This window comes from Flavitalea flava (assembly GCF_054461575.1).
In genome coordinates this window covers 400,799-421,827 of sequence record NZ_JBTLQH010000002.1, presented here as the reverse complement: position 1 = coordinate 421,827, position 21,029 = coordinate 400,799, and the positions used below count along the sequence as shown (strand labels likewise).

Genomic DNA, 21,029 nt, shown 5'->3' with positions numbered 1-21,029 from the left:
GTATCTTGCGGGTACAATATTAAGTTCTACCTAATGGACCCATTAAAGGAAATGTTCAACAGGGAATTTTACCTGAATTTTGCCGGAGTATTGGAAAGGACAGAAAAGAATTTTAATGCAAAGGCATTTGTAAGGGAGGTAACCGATGGTTTGGGCGCATTATCGCTGAATGGCCGGTTAAGAAACACGGCTATAGTGCTTAAAAAACACCTGCCTTTCACGTATAAGCAAACGATAGAAATATTATATCGGGCGGCACCATCGCTCCCCGGCGGATATACCGCGCTGGTGCTGCCCGATTTTGTCGGGTTATACGGAAAGGAAGATGTCGGTCTTTCGTTGGAAGCCCTTAAGTATTTTACGGTCTTCGGTTCTTCGGAATTTGCGATCCGCGAATTTCTGCGCACAGACCTGGCGCGAACTATCGCGGTCATGGAAAAATGGGCGGAAGACAGGAGCGCGCATGTAAGGCGGCTGGCTTCGGAAGGTAGCAGACCCCGGCTGCCCTGATCCTTCAAGCTGGACCAGATCATAAAAGAACCAAAATGGACAAGAGGGATCCTGGAAAAATTAAAGACTGATGAAGAGCCCTATGTAAAAAAATCGGTGGCGAACCATCTGAACGATCTGTCCAGGGATAATACAGCTTATATGCTTCAATTGGTAAAAAGCTGGGATAAGAACAACCCGCATACCAGTTGGATCATCAAACATGCCAGCCGGACACTAATCAAAAAAGGGCATAAAGAATCGCTGGCTTTATTCGATTTCGAGAAAAATGTCAAAGTCCGTTTCGATAAATTCAAAATAAGTACGGCAACGATAAAACTGGGAGAAGAACTGCATTTTGAATTCAGACTGACCAGCGAAAAAAAGACCAGTCAGAAACTGGTTATCGACTATGCCGTACATTACTACAAATCTTCTGGTGAATTATCTGCAAAGGTCTTCAAGTTAAAAGAAGTTTCTCTCCTGCCAGGCCAGGAAATCCAGATAAGCAAGAAGCAGTTATTTAAAGACCTGACCACCCGTAAACATTACCCGGGCAAACACAAACTGGAGATTATGGTTAATGGAAAGGTGATGGGCAGCAAAACGTTTACCCTGCTCTTCTGATGCCTTAAATAGTGCACGGGCCAGGATTGCTCCCCGGCCCGTGGCTTATGGAATTGCTAAAATTTTCTTTCTAAGGACTAATCATCTTTATAAGGCCGCCTGATCTTTGGAAACCGCGCGGTCTAAAGACCAGGTTGCGGAGCTTGCAGCACTCAGCGTTACGATCCTATCGGCATTTTCCAGGGTGATGTGATAGGAATTTTTCCCGTTGGTCGTTTCCCTGTAAAGACCGGTGATCCAATAACTCTTGTACTCTTTTTTAATCGTCGTCAATAATTTGGCAGGCAGTTTATCTGAAAGAATGTGACGTACTGCGGTGGAGCTTTTTTTTGAAGGTGTTTCTTCATTTGCAGCACGGTTGTCCGTTTTCGCATAGGCATTGGTAGATACAATAGCCATACATACGGCCACTAAAAGAATAGTCTGTTTCATAAGGGTATTTATTTAAAAACTTTTTGCCAGCTTAAAACGGTGTTTGAAAAGAATTAGTATGCCCTTTTTTATATTTTTAGGATTGGTATATCTTAAATACTGAGGATCAGCTGTGTTGACCGGAATATTTATGAGCAATGTATTTTTTTAAAAATACACCGGTCAGGGATTTTTTGTCCTTTACCATTTCCTGCGGGTTTCCTTCAAAAATAACTTTTCCGCCCTCTTTCCCGGCGCCTGGGCCCATATCGATGATCCAGTCCGCCTGGCTAATGACATCGAGGTTATGTTCGATGACGATCACGGTACTGCCTTTATTCACCAGCTGATTCAGAAGACGAATCAGATTCTCCACATCCGAAAGATGCAGACCGGTGGTCGGTTCATCCAGTATATAAATATTCCCTTCGGTTTCCAGTTCTGTGGCGAGTTTGATACGCTGCCTTTCACCGCCGGATAAAGAAGTAAGCGGTTGCCCCAATGATAGATAATCCAAACCGACTTCATGCAGCCGGTTCAGTACCGTGGTAATTTCCTTTTCCCTGAAAAAAACGATCGCTTCCATAACGCTTAATTTAAGCACCTCATCGATGTTTTTACCCCTGAGCGTATAGCTCAATACCTTATTGGTAAAACGGCGACCCTTGCAAACTTCACAGGTGGTAACGATCGTATCCATGAAGGCCAGATCGGTGTAGGTTACTCCCAATCCTTTGCAGACCGGGCAGGCCCCCTCTGAATTGAAACTGAATAGCGAGGCATTTACCTTATTCTGTTTGGCAAAAAGTTGACGGATAGGATCGGAAATACCGGTATAGGTAGCGGGATTGGACCGTTTGGATCCGGCCAGTGCGCTTTGGTCGATACAAATAGATTCAGGGTATAGCCGGGGGATCATACCATTGATCAGGCTGCTTTTGCCCGACCCGGCCACACCGGTCACCACAGTGAGCACCCCCTTGGGGATTCGGACACTGACATGTTTAAGATTATGCAAGGTGGCATTGCGGATCTCCAGGAAGCCGCTGGCAGGCCTCATTTCTTTTCTTACACCCATTGTTTTTTGCAGATATTTTCCGGTCAGGGTATTGGACCGGAGCAGGCCCTGTACCGAACCTTCAAATACCACTTCCCCACCATTTTTTCCTGCACCGGGCCCCATATCGATGATATGATCTGCAGCAAGAATGACATCCGGATCATGTTCGACCACCAGAACTGTATTTCCTTTATCCCTGAGCGTTTGCATGAGTTCGTTCAATTGGTGGACATCGCGGGCATGAAGACCTGTGCTGGGCTCGTCAAAAATATAGGTCATATCGCTCAGACTGCTGCCCAGGTGCCGCACCATTTTCACCCGTTGGGATTCGCCGCCGGAAAGGGTGGATGTTTCCCTGCTTAAACTAAGATAGCCGAGGCCAATAGAAATAAGATGTTCCAGTCTTTCTGCAATGCCGTCTATCATGGTCTTTGCCACCGGCTCCTTTATGGTTTGTATAAAGGGCAGCAGATCATCAACCTGCATGGCGGTACAATCGGCAATAGAAAGCTCCTTTATTTTACAGTTTAGTACGGTGGCATTTAATCTTGCCCCACTACAATGGGGACAGACTTCTTTTTTAACGACATGGGCCAGGGTTTCCTGGCTGTCATTTGGGTCTTCTTCTTTTCCCAGGAATCTTTTAGTGAAGCGGGGAATCACTCCCTCATATTTCGCTGACGGCCACCAGCCGGGCGCCGGATTCTCCGGTTTTATCTCCTCCTGGTATAGGAGCCGCTTCCATTCTTTGTCAGTGTACCTGCTGAGCTTTTTATCGTTATCGAAGTAACCGGAAAGAACATATCGTTTCCATAAAGCGGTGCCTGGCCAAAATGTCGGGAACCGGATAGCCCCTTCGTTTAGCGATTTGTTCCTGTCGAACAGGCTGTCAATATCAATCGTAGTCACGGTTCCGATTCCACCGCATTTGGGGCACATGCCTTCCGGATGATTGAACGAAAAAACGGAGGATTCACCCACGAATGGTTTTCCGATCCGGGAGTATAACAAGCGTAACAAGGAATAGATATCTGTAATGGTGCCTACGGTTGACCGGGCATTTCCCCGGATTCGGTTCTGATCTACCACAATGGCCGGGCTAAGATTTTTTATAAGATCGGCATCCGGTTGCCCGAAATGGGGAAGACGATGCCTTATAAAACTGCTGAAGGTTTCATTTAACTGCCGTTGTGCTTCCGCGGCGATCGTATCGAAAACCAGGGAGGATTTACCCGAACCAGAGACTCCGGTTAGCACAGTGATCTGTTTTTTGGGAATACTAACGGTAATGTTCTTCAGGTTGTTTTCTCTTGCTCCTTTGATCAGGATATAGTTATTTTCATTGCTTTTCATATAAAAAGGCGGGACAAATTTGATACCAAATTCGTCCCGCCTTTTTATAAACTCTTAGTATAACGGGTGGCATGATTTTTTCCACACAGCCCTATAACGAATGCTATATAAACTTCAGCACCTCTTTCCCCATCGCCTCGGTTCCCAGTAGTTTATCTGCAGAAGTGGATTTGTCGGCAATATCCCTGGTGCGGAACCCTTCCTTTAACACCTGGTCAACAGCATGGATGATCGCTTCGGATTCGGTCTTCAGTCCAAAGGAAATATCCAGCAACAAGGCTGCCGATAAAATGGAGGCTAAGGGATTGGCAACCCCTTTGCCGGTGATATCGTGGGCAGAACCATGAATGGGTTCATACACGCCTGTGCCGTCCCCAATGGAAGCCGAAGCCAGCATGCCCATGGACCCGGCGATCTGTGAGGCTTCGTCCGTCAGGATATCGCCAAAAAGATTAGCGGTAACCACTACGTCAAAACGAAGGGGATCTTTGATCAGCAGCATGGCCGTGGCATCGACAAATTGATGTTCTACCTGAATATCAGGGTATTCCAGGGCAACTTTCTGTACCACTTCCCTCCACAGACGGGAAGTTTCCAGTACATTGGCTTTATCTACCGAGCATACTTTCTTTTTCCGGGTTCTCGCAGCTTCAAAAGCCTTGCGGGCAATACGTTCTACTTCGTAACGGCTGTATTCTGCCACATCATAGGCCGTGTCTCCGTTATTTTTTCTTCCTTTTTCACCAAAATAAATATCACCGGTCAGTTCGCGGAAAAATAAAATATCTGCGCCTTTTAAAATTTCCGGTTTGATGCTGGATGCGCCCAGCAATTCATCGAATAATTTGATTGGCCTGAGATTGGCATACAGACCCAGTTCCTTGCGCATTTTCAGCAGGCCTTGTTCGGGCCTGACTTTGGCCGAAGGATCGTTATCGTATTTGGGATGGCCCACGGCGCCGAAAAGAACGGCATCCGATTTGCGCATTTTTTCCAGGGTTTCGTCAGGTAAAGGATTGCCTGTTGCTTCAATCGCTACATGCCCGATCAGAGCTTCATCGTAGGTAAAGGTATGACCGAACTTTGCGGCGATCTTATCCAAAACTTTTTTTCCAACTGCGGTAACTTCCTGTCCGATCCCATCTCCGGGTACGATTAAAATATGCTTGTTTGCCATTCGACTGTTTTCTTTTATTATTTATGGTAATAATTTATTTTCTGCTATTCAGATAGCCGGGACTCAGATTATATTCAGCATCTTCTGCGTGGCCTTGATTGCCGAAACTGTTTGGTCACTGTCGAGCCCTCTGGTCTTGAATTCTTTTTGGTTGTGGCTCCAGGTGATGATCGTTTCGCATAGGGCGTCGGTTTTGCCTCCCGGTGGAATACGAACCGCATAATCCGTTAGAACGGGCAGATCCTGTTTCCGGGTTTTATATACCTTCTTCAAGGCATTCATAAAGGCATCGTACTGACCGTCCCCCTGTGCATGTTCCTCAAAGAGCTCTCCTTTGATGGAGATCTTGATCGTGGCGGAGGGGTTGAGTTCCTTGGAATGGGTGAGTACGTAATTTTCTATTTTTACTTTTTCCTCGATCCGGTTGCTGTCCAGGATATCGGAGATGATATAAGGCAGATCGGCCTGGGTCACTACTTCTTTCCGGTCTCCCAATTCGATGATGCGCTGGGTCACTTTTTTAAGATCGGGTTCGGACAATTGGAGGCCGAGCTGTTGTAAATTATTTTCAATATTGGCCTTGCCGCTGGTTTTACCAAGGGCGTATTTACGCTGACGGCCAAAACGTTCGGGCATCAGATCGCTGAAATATAATTTATTCTTTTTGTCTCCATCGGCGTGGATACCTGCCGTTTGTGTAAATACATTTTCGCCGACCACCGGTTTATTGACCGGGATCCGGAATCCGGAAAAGGCCTCCACCAGTTTGCTCACTTTATATAAGGAAGTTTCGGCGATGGATGTTTTTATCCCCGGCAGGAAGTCATTCAGGACAGCTATGGCGCTGGCCAGGGGAGCGTTGCCGGCTCTTTCACCCATTCCGTTGATCGTCAGATGGATGCCGTGTGCGCCGGCTTTAATGCCTTCCAGCACGTTTGCGGTTCCCAGGTCATAATCATTGTGGGCATGAAAATCGAAATGTAGTTTCGGGTAACGTTGAACGATCTCCGAAACGAAGGCGTAAACTTCGGATGGGATCAGAATGCCTAAGGTATCGGGAAGCATCACCCTTTTTATCGGCTGGTCCTTTAAAAAATCGAGATATTGAAATACATATTCTTTGGAATGGCGCATTCCATTGCTCCAGTCTTCCAGGTAGACATTAGATTCCAGTCCTTTTTTCTTAGCCAGTTTGATGACCGCGGCTACTTCCGCAAAATGTTGTTCGGGTTTTTTCTTTAACTGGTGTGTTAAATGATTCAGCGAACCTTTGGTCAGCAGGTTCATTACCTTAGCTCCCGTCTTCAGCATCCATCCTATGGAGACATCGTCATCGACAAAGGTCAGTACTTCCACCTTGTTTAAAAAGCCATTTTCCTTTGCCCATCCGGTAATGGCCTTAACCGCCTCGAATTCACCTTCGGATACACGGGCCGAGGCAATCTCTATTCTGTCCACCTTTACTTCGGTTAGCAGGAGCTGGGCAATCGTTAATTTTTCAGTGGGCGAAAAAGAAACTCCGCTGGTTTGTTCACCATCGCGAAGGGTGGTGTCCATTATTTCAAGATAGCGTTGGGCAACTGGCATAGAAGGTAAGGGCTGTTTTAATAGAGGCTCTTGGCGGCGAATGAACGGATTTCGTTGTTCATGGCCTGCAGATAATCGATATCGTCAAAACCATTGGTCAGATTATGTTTCTTATAACCGTTGATGGCGAAAGGTTCGTTTGCCCCGGTTGCCAGGATGGTGATAGTCTGATTGGGCAGGTTCACTTCGATTTCGGTATGTGGATCTGATTCGATGGCCGTAAAGATCTTATCCAGGAATTCCGCGCTTACCTGTACCGGTAAAATACCGATGTTCAGGGAATTACCTTTAAAGATATCCGCAAAAAAACTGGACACGACGCAACGGAAGCCATAGTCATAAATAGCCCAGGCTGCATGTTCACGACTGCTGCCGCTTCCGAAATTTCTTCCGGCTACCAGTATTTTGCCTGAATAGATGGAGTTGTTCAATACAAAATCCTTTTTAGGGGTATTGTCGGTTTCATAACGCCAGTCGCGGAACAGATTATCGCCAAACCCTTTACGTTCGGTCGCTTTTAAGAAACGTGCCGGGATGATCTGATCGGTATCCACATTTTCGATCGGCATGGGAACTGCGGAACTCCTTAGTACGGTGAATTTATCGTAAGCCATTTTTTATTCTCTTTTTAATATTCTTGTCGGTTAATAACTAAATCTAGGCCATCAATTTCCTCGGGTCGGTGATCACGCCCGTTACAGCTGCTGCCGCCGCTACCAATGGGCTTGCCAGCAGGGTCCTTGCTCCGGGTCCTTGTCTTCCTTCGAAATTGCGGTTGCTGGTACTCACCGCATATTTGCCGGCGGGAACCTTATCGTCATTCATGGCCAGACAAGCCGAACAACCAGGCTGGCGTAACTGAAACCCGGCTTCTGTCAGGATAGTCAGTATGCCTTCGTCTTTTATTTGTTGTTCAACGATATGGGAGCCGGGAACGATCCAGGCTGTTACCGAATCCGCTTTTTTACGGCCTTTTACGATAGAAGCGAAAGCACGGAAATCTTCGATCCGTCCATTGGTGCAACTGCCGATAAAAACATAGTCTACTTTTTTACCCAGCATTTCATCGTCTTCATGAAAACCCATATAATTAAGGGACTTTTCATAACTGCTTTTGCTGCCGCCTGCATCTCCGGCGAAAGGAACATGTTTGGTGATACCGATGCCCATGCCAGGGTTAGTGCCATAGGTGATCATGGGTTCGATATCGGCGGCATCGTAGGTATATTCCAGGTCAAAACTGGCGTCCAGGTCGGTCTTCAATGTTTTCCAGTATATAAGCGACTTGTCCCAGGCTTCACCCTTCGGTGCTTTTTCACGGCCGTTGATATAAGCAAAAGTGGTTTCGTCCGGAGCGATCATGCCTCCGCGTGCGCCCATTTCGATGCTCATATTACAAACCGTCATCCGGCCTTCCATGCTCATACTTTCAAATACCTCTCCGGCGTATTCCACAAAATAACCGGTGGCACCAGCCGCCGTCAGTTTGGAAATGATATAAAGGGTGACATCTTTCGGCGTAATTCCTTTACCCAGTTTACCATTTACCGTAACCCGCATTTTCTTTGGTTTGGGCTGCATGATACATTGGGAAGATAGAACCATCTCCACTTCCGAGGTACCGATACCGAAGGCAATAGCTCCGAAGGCGCCATGCGTAGAAGTGTGGGAGTCACCGCAAACGATGGTCATCCCGGGAAGGGTGATCCCGTTTTCCGGTCCTACGACATGAACGATCCCATTTTTGGGATTGCCCAGCCCCCAATGCGAAATGCCGTATTTGGCCGAATTTACCTCCAGGGCTTTTAGCTGTTTGGACGAAAGAGGGTCCTGGACAGGTAAATGCTGGTTGATGGTAGGGGTATTATGATCAGCCGTAGCAAAGGTTTTTTCGGGGAACATCACGTTCACGCCCCTTGTTTCCAATCCCAGAAAAGCGACAGGGCTGGTTACTTCATGAATAAAATGGCGATCGATAAAAAAGACATCCGGGCCATCTTCAATTTTCCTGACCACATGAGAATCCCAGACTTTGTCAAATAATGTAGAGGGTGTAGTACGCATATTTTAGAATTTATAAACGGACTGCAAAATTCTTGAAATTTATCCAGATTATAAGGTTTTTGTATGGATTTTTTCTAATGGTTGGTGCTGGCACGGGATTTTTATACCTTATATAAAAACGATGGCAAATAAACCGAAATCACGAATAGAAATGGCTGATTCTGAAGACGATAAGCAGCATTTGGCGCCGGAAAAGACCATTATAGACCTCCCGGATGTAGAAGATATTCCCGGCCAGGAAAATATCAGGATACCCCGATGGGGAGAAATGGCTGATACTACGATCTCTTCTGCTGATGAAGAAGGGGACGATATTTTCGAAGGGGAGGACGAGGATCTGGAAAAGGAAGATGGAGGTAAAAAAGTCACTTCCCCGGAAAAAGCACTACTAAGAAGGGCGGCCAACCAAACCCCTGACGATGAGTCGGAAACAGATGTTAAAAATTCTGCATTGGACAGCCGCGATAACGAAGGCGATTTGCTGAATGAAGGGAATTTGGAAACAGACCGTTTTGGAGAAGATCTTGATCTTCCGGAATCGGAATCAACGGATGATGAACAGTAGAACCAACGGATGACGAACCGTAGGGAAAACGGGTGACCAACAGTTGGAAATTTATCTTAATTTCCATAAAACACCCGTCATATGAGCTTAAAAAGAAGAGATTTTATCCGCCTTTCGGCAGGGAAAGCGTCCGTTGGCGGCGCCTTATTTTATGGCCTTTCTTCCTTTATTAATCGTCAGGACGTTCCTGGCCATGGCCAGCCCAATCTCCTGGCAGGTCTTACATCCATGACCGGTGATGTCACACCCATTACGGTCGAAGAAAGATTATCCAGGGTTGAAAAAGCTCGTCGGTTAATGGTGGAAAATAAAATGGAAGCCTTATTGCTGGATGCAGGCACTTCGCTTCAATACTTTACGGGTATCAGTTGGTGGCCCAGCGAGCGAACGATGGTAGCCATCCTTCCGGCAAAAGGAGATGTCAAATACATAAGCCCTGCTTTTGAGGCGGAACGGCTCCGGGAGTTGATAAAAATCGGAACGGATGTAAGGACATGGGAAGAACATGAAAGCCCCTACAAACAAATAGCAGGTACGTTAAAGGACCTTGGTATACGAAGCGGGAATATCGGGATAGAGGAACGTTTGCGGTTTTTCATACTGGATGGAGTTCGGAAAGAATTGCCAAATCTGAATTATGTCAGCGGGGATCCGGTTACCATGCCTTGCCGTCTCATAAAATCGCCTGCGGAGATCGCCTTGATGCAGAAGGCCAACGACATTACCATCGCCGCTTATAAAGCAGGGGTTGCTTTGCTGCATGAAGGCATGTCCCCGGGTGATTTTTCGGCCATCACGGCGGAGGCGCATGCAAAATTGGGTGTCTCCGGTGAGATCGGGGTTAATTTTGGGCAGGCTTCCGCCTTTCCCCATGGCAGTATACAGCCGCAGCATTTGAAAAAAGGAGATATGGTACTCATGGATGGCGGGTGTAAATTAGAAGGTTATTCCTCCGATATAAGCCGTACGGTCGTATTCGGTGCGGAGCCGACTAAACGTCAGCGGGATATTTGGGATCTGGAGAAAAGGGCTCAGGCCGCAGGTTTTAATGCCGCAAAAATCGGGGCTCCCTGTGAGCAGGTTGACATGGCCGTTCGGAAAGTATTGACCGACGCAGGTTTTGGCCCTGGCTATAAACTGCCGGGCTGTCCTCATCGTACCGGTCATGGAATAGGTATGGATGGCCATGAATGGGGCAATATGGTTCTTGGAAATAAACTTCCGATTCAGGCCGGCATGTGTTTTAGTGTGGAACCTACGATTGCCATATATGGTGAGTTCGGCGTACGTCTCGAAGATTGCGCCTATATGACCGAACAAGGGCCGAAGTGGTTTTCATTACCCAGTCCGGCAATCGATCAGCCATTTGCGTCGTAATCATTAATAAATGATCTTTAATGCCTGATCTTTAATACACATATACCACATACCCCCAGGGTTCGATCTTCCAGGGCTTACCCGTTAATGGCTCAGGATTATACATAAAGACATTATACGGACGCCCATAAAGACTTTTATCCTGTATGGTTACGGTTTGTTCCTGTGCCGATAAATTTAGGATAACGAGTATTTTTTTCAAGCCCTTACTTCGCACGAAAGCGTACAGGGCAGCATCGTCGCCAACGCTTATTTTTTTAAAAGAGGCGTTGGCAGCCAGCGCCACATTGTTTGCTCGAAGATGTAATAAGGTACTATAAAAGCCTGCTCTTTTTAGCTTGTTAAAGACGATTGTATCTTTTTCGAAGAAGGGGATGGCCTGGAGGATAGGCTCTTCCTGGCCGCCATAGATCAGCGGTATCGATCCTGCCATCGTTTGCGTAAATACAGCAAAGGGCGCATGTGAAACTCCCGGAAAAACGCCGAAATCGGCCTGGTTCCAACTGTTTTCATCATGATTGCTGGTGAAATAGAGTTTCTGGGAATTTTTTGGGAATGCCGAATCGTAGGCCAACCTAACACTGTCAAGGGCAAAGGCCGGAGACGATCCTTTGGCCACGCTTGCCATTTTGTGGAACATATCCCAGGGATAAAACGCATCGAAACCATTTTGAAGCAAATAGGGTTTATCTCCTTCAGCCAGCATAAAAACATTTTTCAGTTGATGCAGCTGACCGATACATCGTTTCCAGAAATCTCCCGGGATGTTCCAGGCCACATCGCAACGAAAGCCATCGATCCCGGTTTGGTTGATCCAGAATTTTAGGGAGACGATCATGCTGTCCTGCATTTCACGGTTCGTATAATCCAATTGGCGGGTATCCGTCCAGTCAAAGGGGACGGCAGCTTTGCCGGTGGAATCTTTTACATAAAAATCCGGATGCCGGATCAACCAGGGATGATCGGCGCCGGTATGGTTGGGCACCCAATCGATCAGGACTTTCATGCCTTTGGCATGGATGGAGGTGACCAGTTGTTTGAAATCGGAAAGGTTGCCGAATTCCGGGTTGATGGCCGTATAGCCTGAGACGGCATAATAACTACCCAGGCTTCCTTTACGATCCGTTTTACTGATGGGATTGATGGGCATGAACCAGAGGGTTTGTACGCCCATTTTTTTCAGCCGGTCCAGGTGCCGGGCAAAGGCCTTGAACGTTCCCTCCGGCGTATATTGCCGGACATTGACTTCATAGATGTTTCCCTGTTGGGACCAGGCATTAACTATTTTAACCGGCTGCCCTGATTGACCGATAACGGTAACGGTTCCGAACGTAGTCGCGGCAATCAAAAAAACAAAAAATATTTTCATCGGATGCCCTTTAGGTTCTTAAAGTTAATTCTTTTTCAGGCATTTTATATGTCGTGTATTTGGGTAGTTCACGGAACTGTAATATTCAGAAAGGGTAGGGTGATATTAAAGGGCAGGCTGATATTAAAATGATGGAGGCCATAATTTAAATGCCAATACAGGAACTCTGCTTTAAAGTTTTGGTAATGTGGTGCGCTTAAAACCGTCCAGGGGTTCCAGCTCTGTTGAAGGGTGCCATCAGTAAGCCGGGCCGCCCTTCCCCCATACATGATTGATGCTCTTTCCAGAAAATCAATGGCATCTGCATCCCTGGAAATGGCGACCAGGAACCAGGGACCGTACCCATAGGGATTCCATTCATGGCGTACATGACGGTAATGGGCTAAATAGACAACAGAGCCCTGATCCCCTCCTGTTTTTCCTTTATAGGGAAGGATGGTCAATGCCTTCCAGAAAGCAATCGTATTCCATTGACTCCAATCATTGGCAAATTTTAAATAAAATCCCTCTGCCGGATTTCCGACCGTCGTCCTCGGGCTAATGGCGTCCCGGAGATCGGCACTCTGGAACATGAAATAACTGGCTACATTGGAAATCCCATCCTTGATCCAGTGTTCTTTCAGGGAAAAACGAAGGACCGGGGTATCTATAATATTTACATAAGGTGAATCGTTGGGATCATTATACCACCAGCGTCTTATTCTTCCTTTGATCGCACCTTCCGTCCCGAGGGTGAGTCCCCCCAGCATATAGGTGAATACCCGGTTATTGACTGCAATATTTGCCTCCAATACATGGAGAAGCCGGAAAATCGTATTGGCAGAAATTACGTTGATGGCAATATCCGTGGCTGTATTGCGGGCAAATTCCATGGTAGAATTGGATTGGTGATAAGCTGTAAGGGCAGCGCCTGCCAGCAGAGCTTTTCGGGGATTATTCCTGCCATAGGTTCCCGCCCTTCGGGCAACGCTTATGAGAAGAGCCGCTCCCGCCGCGAGTCCTGTAAGAATCGGGGCAAGGAGGGGGATACGCCCGTCCGCGTCTACAAAACTGACCGGGTTGTTATTGCCATAGGCATAAGGACTTCCTGTCCCGGCGACCGGATCGGCGGCATAAAATCTTCCGGTCTCCGTATCGTAGAACCGGGCCCGGTAATTATACAGACCGCTAAAAGAATCAAACTCCTGCCCGGTATAGAGATAGGGTATGCTGCCCTGTCCCTGTTGGCGGATACTGCCTCCGAAAGGAAGATAATCGTTGATCCCCACCACATTATTGTGATTATCCAGTACCATCCGGGTAGATCCGAGATGGTCTTTAAGGATAAACTGGAAATTGCCATTATTTTCTGTGGCTACCAGGCCATCCGGTCCATAAATATAATGGATCGTCTGAGGCTGCCCGTTAATCGTCTGCATTTCCGCCAGCGGGTAATCGGATCCACCATGGATATATAATTTTTGCTGCAAGGTCGTGGATCCTATGCTGATCTTTTCCAAGACGCGCTGATCGTTGCTCCCATACGATAAGGCGGCAAGGAGACCTGCCGAAGTTCCTGTATTGAGGGAAATGGGCAACCCGCTGACGGGATCATAGGATAAATTGTTTATTCCCCGGGCAACCGATTGAATGATATTGCCATTGGCATCATAACTGTTATTGCCTGCGTTTACAGTGGCTACGCTGGACAGGGTGACTCCGTTCACCTGGAGGTAAACGCCGGTTCCGGTTCCGGATACGGGCTGTTTTCCATTCCGGAGCTGCAGGGTGATCATTACGGTACTTTCCCCGATTCCCAGGGAGGCCAGTATGGAGGGAAGATTAATGGAAGCGATAGATGCGGTAACCCAAATACCGTTGCTATCGGATATTCGTTGCAGGGGAATCTCTGCAAAAGTTCCGGATGCTGACTGCACCGAAAGATACCATCCGGCATCACCCGGGCCGGGAAACCCGGCTGCCGTTGCATATCCATAGGTCAGGGAATAGTTCCCCGCCGCGCTTAAAAAAGTATCGATCTGCAAACATTCATAATGTCCTAAGCTTCCCCCGGCGAGCTGCAGGCATTTTCCGCCTCCTCCTGTTCTATCCGTTACCGTACTGGCTGAAGGGCCGCCGTTATTATTTCCCCAGCTCCAATCTCCCTGGTAGTTAATGCCCGGGGCCGGCTGACCGGTTATATTCAGGGTATTGTCGGCGGTACCGGTGCTGTTCAACAATCGGTTATTGGTCACTGTTGTATTACCGGCCGACTGTCCATAATTAAATGTATTGGTCATGGATCCCCGCTGCTGGTTCAGGATATTGCCGTTTGCATCATAGCCGGCGATAGCAGGAGAGGGGGGAGAAAGGGTTGCATCTTTACCCAGGAACAGTCCGAAAGGAGAGCCCAGGGTATTTTGGGCGGCCGTCAGGCGGTTCAGCTTATCATAGCCATACGTATATTGGGTCGGCGCCATCAGGGCATCGATCGTTTGTTTATAGGAGAAACCGGTTTTGGCGATATTGCCATTATAATAGGTAGTGCCGTTATAACCGGGATCTTCATAATAACTCAGATTTTCCGTACAATAGGGATCGTCCGTCTCTGTGAGCCATCCGGCATCGTTATAAGAGGAATTGCGGCTGAATCCATAATTGATGGTACCCGGGTTCCCCGATTCCGTATGGTTGTTAAAGGACTGGCTGGCCAGGGTGCCGTCCGGGTTATATTGGTAGGAAGCATAACGAGCCTCGCCTGCCGAAGACGGATGGGAGGGGTCGATGATTTCCGTACCCGATAACAGGTTGCCGATGGATGCCATTTGTCCGAGACGGTTGTAATAATAACCCACCGTAAAAGCCTGGTTCCTGTTTCCCGTGGTATATGGGTAATAGATCCCGGTTATCTGCCCCTGGTTATTATAGGTGTACTCGGTGATCCGGGCCAAAGAATCGTAAGCGTTCACGAGGGTGGTTATCATGGTTACATTGCCCTGGGCGTCATAAAGACGCGTCTCCGTATCCGGGTTGGATGGAGAGGCATTGTTATTGATGCTCGTTTGCCAGAGACGTCCCAGTTGGAAGGCCGTATTCAAACCAGCCGGATCAAAATCATACGAATAAGCCTTGGTCCATTTTCCTTGCACCGTTCCGCCTGTCCCGTCGCCGATGGCCGGCCAGCCAGTGGTTCCAGCCATTTGCTGAAGGGCAGTGCCGGCTGCGCCCCATTGCCAGGCAGGATCCTGGATATAACCCTGTTCGATGACGCGGCCGAGGTTATCGTATTTGTAATAAAGTATCTGCTGGCAGACCGAACTGTTTATTGTCGCAACGGCGCCGCTCGCATCCATGACCAAACGGAGACGGCTGCTATTGTCATAAATAAAATACGCTGTTCCCTTATCGGGGGTTTGGATACTGCTTAACTGGCCTGTATACGTATAGGTCATGATTTCCTGCCACGATGCGGCCTGCGATCCGGCAGGCGGGTCGAAATAGTTGGGCATTCGTTTGGTGACGACCCTTCCGGAGGTATCATAGATGTTTGCGGTTATATTAAAAATGGAATTACCCGTGTCCGTTAGCTGCGCGATGGGGTTGCCTGCCTGATCTTCGACGGAATAGGTGGAGACTCCATTCTGATCAGTTGTACAATTCATAAAATAGTTGCCCAGCACCGCCGCAGGCAGGATGGTCGATGGGACGACGGTATTGTTGGCGGGTCCATTGGTAAGCGAAATGGTGAAATTGGCCGCCGGCTGGCCGGACTCACGGGGCAGAACTAATGAAGTTTCCCGGGATAAAGGGGAGGGTTCGTAATTGATCGCCGTATAAGCGAAACCGGCGGTTCCGGCAAGGTATTGCTGCAAGGTCTCCTGCTGGCCGGATGCATCGACCAGGTAAGTATATTGGTTCCCTGTAATCAGGTAATTGGCGGCATTAATAGCCAGGGCCGGCAGGGCAGGATTTCGTGCGTACTGCGGTCGTCCCAGGCCGTCGGTAAACACTCCGGTACTTACCGACCGGTAACCGGTTTGATCAGCCGTTCCCTGACCAACATATCCTTCCAGGCTCAGTTGCTGCAGGGTATTGCCGAACCCGTCGATAAATCCGATCGATAGCTGCGGGTCGTTCAGCACCACCATATCGTCGAAAGAGGCCGCCTGGTTGACCAGCAGGGAAGGGAATCCATACTGCGGAAGCGTGGAATCGGAATTGGTAATGGAATAACTGAATACCTGGGTGCCGTTCACGAAAAACAGCAATAGATTATCGACGACGGCAAAGATCAGATAATTTCCGAACCCCACCACGGAAGAGGAATAGATAGGAGTGAGGGTGACTACGTTGTTCGATTGGCTATACCGCGCCAGGGTCCAGGTTCCGGCTCCGCTGTTAGCCGCTGCATCCCAATAAGCGACCAGTTCTCCGTTGGAGATGCCGACATTTCCCGAATGAGATGGTATGTATACCTGAACGGCAAAATTGGTGAATCCGAATACACCCAGCGTGGCCCGGCTGCCCAGAGGGGTTGAACTGGTTCCGGTGAAGGTCAACGCTCCTCCAGTGATAGCCCAGCTGGCCTGGCTGTCCCCGCTATAGGCCCAGGCAGAACCGGTTCCACTGGCCGAAGGATAACTATTGTGGAAATCATAATACAGGCTCTGGCTGGTGGTGGACAGTTGCAAAACACTGTTGGGGTAGGCGGATTGAAAACTATCCAACGAAGTAAGGTCCCTGGAAAAGGAAAATGCAGAAAGGCTTTGTACCGATTCCTGCGGACCAACGGTGGCGAGCACACGATTGTAGGCATCGTATACCAGGCGGCTGGTTTCCCCATTGTTCCCCAGCGTTGCAGTGACCAGCCGGTTGGCGGCATCGTACACTGTCGCTCCGAAAGATCCTTCGGTGGGAGAGAACCGGAGATCGTCGATCAGACAGTTTTGGGAGGCATTGAGATTATACGCGAAAATCGTCAGGTACAGGATCGTTGACGCAGGAAGTCCGCTGGCAGACAGGATAGCCGGCAGATTTATGACCTGTTGCAGATAAGCCCATTGCCCGTTCGTATTCGGGATCGCGAGCGTATAAGTTTGCAGAACGGCATTACCTGACAAATTGGAAACCGTAATCTTTATTTGTGCTGCTCCTGCAGAAGGGTCGAAAGCGGTGGCTGATTTTACCCAGGCGCCAAATACATAGGCCCGGTTCTGTGTGGCCGGCTGAAAACTCCGGACCGGACCGCTGGACACTGAAGGCACCGGGGGTAGTAGGAGACATTGTGAGCCTGTATGAAAATCGGTAGTGGTGATATTGGCGGAGAGCGGGGATCCTGTACCGCTCCAGGCCCAGCCCTGAGGGTCTTCATAGGGCATGAATCCGTAATAACAGGCTTCGTCCGAGGCTATATCGGCATTGCCGAATTGGGCGACGGAGAAAAGGCTATCCGTATCGTACAGCATGCTGCTGGTGTTTCCAAGCGTATCCTTAGCCCTTAGTACCTGCCCGTACGAATCAAGAGTAAGGATACCGGTCAGGAGCAGCCAGCCCTGGCCCGGAGCCGTGGACGCCGGAAACCAGGAGGTAAAGGGCGGTGCTGTTGCGCTTTGTGCCTGGTAGTAACCAACCGGCGCCCATTGCCCGGAACCATGTCCCCAATCACCCTGGTAAACGGTAGCCAAAGAAGATACCGGGGTAACCACCGAGCCGATGGTGTTGTTTTTTTGGGTAAGGATGGTTGGCGTCAGGAGGTTGAGCGTTCGGGAGGTGTCGTAGATCTCCCAGAAATAGGTATAGCCGGTGCTGTTCTGTTCGGCCTGGCCGAGGGAATTATAGTTATAGTCGGTGCTGGCGGTAATCAACCCGGTAAGGGCGCTGTATACGGCCGTCGATATGCTGGTAACGGAATCAACTATGCGCTCAGTCCTGATGGCGCGGGCATAAAAACCCTGTCCGTTGGTTCCCAGGGGAACCGGGTAGATAATTTGATAAATCGTAAGACCTGAATCGTTGGCGCCTGCCGCCGCGCCGGCCGGGAAAGTCTTTTGCGCATATAGGGCTCCGGCCGCGATACTGGAATAGGAAGCGGCATTCGCGCCATTGCCGGATGGATAAACGATTCCCGCCGACAGGGATTCGGCCGTCGTCAGTCCGTTGTAATAATAGGATTCCACCCAGCCATTCGCAGGCAATGCAGGCAAGGGCTGTCCGGCCACGGAAAGTATCCTGAGGAAGCTGCCATGGTAACCGTTATTGGAGGACACGGCGCTTGTATTGTCATAACTATAGGCGGTATAAAGATGTTGGTAACCGTTATAGTTATCGATGGATACTACTGTATAGGCGGTTTGCAAACCGGCGATGGCATTACCGATGACCCGGTTCAGGTTAAGCAACGATCCGGCCGAGCCCCAGGTCCCGGTATAGGATACAAAGGCATGTTGCCCGGTCAGGGTTAGTCCGGGAGCATAGCTTTGCTGGTTGATCAGGGTGATGGCCGTACCCGGCTCCTGGATACCGCCGTTTAATAAGGGATATACCAGAATTGTTCCGTTTTGCTGGAACACCAGGTAATTGGAGGAAAGCAGCGATACGGACAGGGCGTCGTTGCCTGTCAGGGCGGGCAGTGTAAAATTAAAGACATTCCAGGTCCCCGTATTATCGCAATAATAAAGTTGATTATTGAACAGTACAAAATTGCAGGGCGTATGCCCGACCTTGGCAGCTAGTGAGATCCCTGCCGTAGCGCCGGTCGCCGACAGGCCCGTTGGAATGTTCCAGCCGGTACCCGCTCCAATATTGGGATTAAAGACCAGGACATCACTTAGGAAATTTCCCCCGGGCAATTGCAGGACGCGGACCGCCTGGTCGATTCCCAATGTCAGGGAAAGGATCGTTCCTGCTCCTGCAGGATCCAGCGTACCAACTGCCTGGCTGTTCCATTCGGCGCCGTCATAACGGAAGAATTGCTGACCCAGGGCGATGGTGTTGCCCTTTACTAAAAGATCGGCAGACGCGGCGGATCCGGAATTGATCGTACCGAGATCGGTATGGTGAAGGCTGGAGAAACTTTCGTTCCAACGCCAAACATGGTAATCTGCCGTGTTTTGCCCACCGGTGGAACTGGTTACCCGTACGGCAACGAATGTTTTTTCCGGCCAGAGCGTTAAGGAGCCTATTGAACTGAATGGACGTGTCCGGGTAAAAGAAGCCGCTGTTGACCATGCTCCGGTTTCGTCCAGGTAAGAGAGATAGATATGCAGAGGATCGGTTGTTGTGGATAGCGAGGTATATACGGCCAGGATATAATTATTATCACCAGCCAGGGCCCATGTGAGATTCGTGGCCGTTCCCGCGGGGGTAGCCAAAGTGGTCGCCTGCCAGGATATCCCGTTCCAGTTATAACGATATAACGTTCCGCTTGTCTCTCCGAGTACGGCGGCGAAGCGGTCTCCGGTAACCAGTACTACTGTTTCGACGGCGGTAAAGGCCGTGGTAAAATAGGTAAGGACTGGACTGCTCCCTACGGCAGGCTGGATCCAGTTTCCCGCGTTGGCGGGGTCTGCCTGATAAAGGTGGACCTGGTTCTGAGCATACACCGCGAAAAAAAAATCCGACAGGGAGACCTGTAAAGCGCCGTAAGCTGTTATGGTGGCGACCGGAACGGAGCCAAGATCCTGCAGTATCCATCTCCCTGCCCAGGTATAAACGAAGAGATGGGCGGTATTGTTATCCCCATACCAGGTGACCAGGGTGTAATCATCCTGAAAATAAAATACGGGATTACTGAAGACAACCCCAGACAGGATAGGGGCCGGCAGGTTCGTTTGCCTGTTGGAGAAAGCCGGGGAAAGGGAACCATACCGGTAGATGGTAATTCCCCCCGTTGGAACGGTAACGGTATTAATCGCTCCGTACAAGGCCTGCGTACCGCAGTTGAAAACATCGAAATTATTTACACCGTCTGCAACGTTTTGTCCGTAATAACTGAATTGAGTTCCCGGCAGCGAGCCTGGCGCATCCGGGTATAGGGTGCTTATATCCGTGAGCAATCTTTTGGACAAGGAACCTGTGCCCAGGAAGGCCGTTGAACCGTCCGGGTTGGTATAAGAAAGTTGCGTGGTATATTTCAGAGTTCCCTGCGGAGAAAATACCCCGATACTGCTGAGATAATTGGTTTCGAACCGATCCTGGTACGCATTGGGAGGAACAGGGGTGATATGCGGATCCTGGTATTCCAGGGCGTTTTTGGAGGAGTAGTTGAATACCAGGTAATCACCTTCCACACCGGTGATCCTGGCCGGATAGGAGGCCTGGGTATAAACAGATCCTGTAGCGGATCCAACGGGAACATTGACGTTCATATACTGATAGGTGATCGTATCGTTAAAGCGGTTGGTCACCTGGTTGAGATTCCAACCAATAACTCCCTGACGCTGGTCCTGGGTCTGATTGCTGCTGCCTGCCCAATTGTCCCAATGGACGTTCAATTGAACGGTATTCCTGCCGCTGGTCAGTCCTCCGTAAATACAGGTGTCCCCGTTTTCCCGGATAATCGTCCAGGTTTCCGAAGAGGGAGAATAACTGATCAGTTGGAAGGCATAATCCTCTCTGGCGTAAAGCAGTGAACCGTTAATTCCGGTCCCTGTTCTTACCAGCCGGCTGACATGCCCGGACGAAACCAGGAAATAACGCCGGTCATTTGGATTCGCGCAGCCATTGGCGTCGGCATAAATGGCCTCGAAGGGAATCGCCCATCCCAGACCGACCAGGCCGGTTGGAGCTTCGGTATTCCAGGTGATCGCCTGTTTTTGAACCTGGCTGTTATAACCGGCGCTGATATCGACACCGAGGCCGTTGCGTCCGGGCAGGGAGGCCAGCGGAAGAGAGAAGGCCGCCTGGCCGCTATGCAGATCTATTTGGTTTGCGCTCATCTGGATAGGTTTGTTGGTGGTGAATCTTTGGTGAA

At 49.2% G+C, this 21,029-nt stretch carries 12 protein-coding genes; 4 read left to right on the top strand and 8 right to left on the bottom strand.

The features are described from left to right. Positions 1–33: 33 nt before the first annotated feature. Both ACX0G9_RS04275 and ACX0G9_RS04270 read left to right on the top strand, forming a co-directional pair. Positions 34–510, top strand: a complete 477-nt coding sequence (locus ACX0G9_RS04275) for a hypothetical protein (RefSeq protein ID WP_459063612.1) — start codon at positions 34–36, stop codon at positions 508–510. 96 nt (positions 511–606) lie between these two features. Next, positions 607–1,116 (top strand): hypothetical protein, encoded by a 510-nt coding sequence (locus tag ACX0G9_RS04270; protein ID WP_459063611.1) that lies wholly within the window; start codon positions 607–609, stop codon positions 1,114–1,116. A gap of 87 nt (positions 1,117–1,203) precedes the next feature. Here the strand turns inward: ACX0G9_RS04270 and ACX0G9_RS04265 are convergent, their stop codons facing one another. From ACX0G9_RS04265 to leuC, 6 genes are all read right to left on the bottom strand, one after another. Next, positions 1,204–1,548: a hypothetical protein gene (locus tag ACX0G9_RS04265; protein ID WP_459063610.1), complete on the bottom strand. Its 345-nt coding sequence runs from the start codon at positions 1,546–1,548 to the stop codon at positions 1,204–1,206. A gap of 106 nt (positions 1,549–1,654) precedes the next feature. Beyond that, positions 1,655–3,940: an ATP-binding cassette domain-containing protein gene (locus ACX0G9_RS04260; protein ID WP_459063609.1), complete on the bottom strand. Its 2,286-nt coding sequence runs from the start codon at positions 3,938–3,940 to the stop codon at positions 1,655–1,657. A gap of 103 nt (positions 3,941–4,043) precedes the next feature. Continuing rightward, entirely contained in the window at positions 4,044–5,117 is a 1,074-nt protein-coding gene (leuB, locus tag ACX0G9_RS04255) for a 3-isopropylmalate dehydrogenase (RefSeq protein WP_459063608.1), read from the bottom strand. A 63-nt stretch (positions 5,118–5,180) separates the two neighbouring features. After that, positions 5,181–6,704: an alpha-isopropylmalate synthase regulatory domain-containing protein gene (locus tag ACX0G9_RS04250; protein WP_459063607.1), complete on the bottom strand. Its 1,524-nt coding sequence runs from the start codon at positions 6,702–6,704 to the stop codon at positions 5,181–5,183. Between the two features lie 17 nt (positions 6,705–6,721). Then, positions 6,722–7,318 carry a 3-isopropylmalate dehydratase small subunit gene (gene leuD, locus ACX0G9_RS04245; RefSeq protein ID WP_459063606.1) on the bottom strand — a complete coding sequence of 199 codons (597 nt, stop codon included), beginning with the start codon at positions 7,316–7,318 and terminating at the stop codon, positions 6,722–6,724. Positions 7,319–7,361: 43 nt separating this feature from the next. Beyond that, entirely contained in the window at positions 7,362–8,768 is a 1,407-nt protein-coding gene (gene leuC, locus ACX0G9_RS04240) for a 3-isopropylmalate dehydratase large subunit (protein ID WP_459063605.1), read from the bottom strand. 151 nt (positions 8,769–8,919) lie between these two features. Here leuC and ACX0G9_RS04235 point away from each other — a divergent pair, with 151 nt between their 5' ends. Continuing rightward, positions 8,920–9,333, top strand: a complete 414-nt coding sequence (locus tag ACX0G9_RS04235) for a hypothetical protein (protein ID WP_459063604.1) — start codon at positions 8,920–8,922, stop codon at positions 9,331–9,333. Between the two features lie 81 nt (positions 9,334–9,414). Continuing rightward, positions 9,415–10,710, top strand: a complete 1,296-nt coding sequence (locus tag ACX0G9_RS04230) for a M24 family metallopeptidase (RefSeq protein ID WP_459063603.1) — start codon at positions 9,415–9,417, stop codon at positions 10,708–10,710. Positions 10,711–10,741: 31 nt separating this feature from the next. On the opposite strand, the gene ACX0G9_RS04225 is transcribed toward ACX0G9_RS04230, so the two are convergent. Together ACX0G9_RS04225 and ACX0G9_RS04220 are read right to left on the bottom strand one after the other, a co-directional pair. Then, positions 10,742–12,079: an alpha-amylase family glycosyl hydrolase gene (locus ACX0G9_RS04225; protein ID WP_459063602.1), complete on the bottom strand. Its 1,338-nt coding sequence runs from the start codon at positions 12,077–12,079 to the stop codon at positions 10,742–10,744. 68 nt (positions 12,080–12,147) lie between these two features. Continuing rightward, positions 12,148–20,994, bottom strand: coding sequence for an RHS repeat-associated core domain-containing protein (locus ACX0G9_RS04220; protein ID WP_459063601.1), 8,847 nt, complete (start codon positions 20,992–20,994; stop codon positions 12,148–12,150). Positions 20,995–21,029: the final 35 nt, after the last annotated feature.

Coding starts and splice junctions, on each gene's coding strand:
- ACX0G9_RS04235 (WP_459063604.1), top strand. CDS start 8,920: ATGGCTGATTCTGAAGACGATAAGCAGCATTTGGCGCCGGAAAAGACC.
- ACX0G9_RS04220 (WP_459063601.1), bottom strand. CDS start 20,994: ATGAGCGCAAACCAAATAGATCTGCATAGCGGCCAGGCGGCCTTCTCT.
- ACX0G9_RS04265 (WP_459063610.1), bottom strand. CDS start 1,548: ATGAAACAGACTATTCTTTTAGTGGCCGTATGTATGGCTATTGTATCT.
- ACX0G9_RS04260 (WP_459063609.1), bottom strand. CDS start 3,940: ATGAAAAGCAATGAAAATAACTATATCCTGATCAAAGGAGCAAGAGAA.
- ACX0G9_RS04230 (WP_459063603.1), top strand. CDS start 9,415: ATGAGCTTAAAAAGAAGAGATTTTATCCGCCTTTCGGCAGGGAAAGCG.
- ACX0G9_RS04275 (WP_459063612.1), top strand. CDS start 34: ATGGACCCATTAAAGGAAATGTTCAACAGGGAATTTTACCTGAATTTT.
- leuD (WP_459063606.1), bottom strand. CDS start 7,318: ATGGCTTACGATAAATTCACCGTACTAAGGAGTTCCGCAGTTCCCATG.
- leuC (WP_459063605.1), bottom strand. CDS start 8,768: ATGCGTACTACACCCTCTACATTATTTGACAAAGTCTGGGATTCTCAT.
- ACX0G9_RS04225 (WP_459063602.1), bottom strand. CDS start 12,079: ATGAAAATATTTTTTGTTTTTTTGATTGCCGCGACTACGTTCGGAACC.
- leuB (WP_459063608.1), bottom strand. CDS start 5,117: ATGGCAAACAAGCATATTTTAATCGTACCCGGAGATGGGATCGGACAG.
- ACX0G9_RS04250 (WP_459063607.1), bottom strand. CDS start 6,704: ATGCCAGTTGCCCAACGCTATCTTGAAATAATGGACACCACCCTTCGC.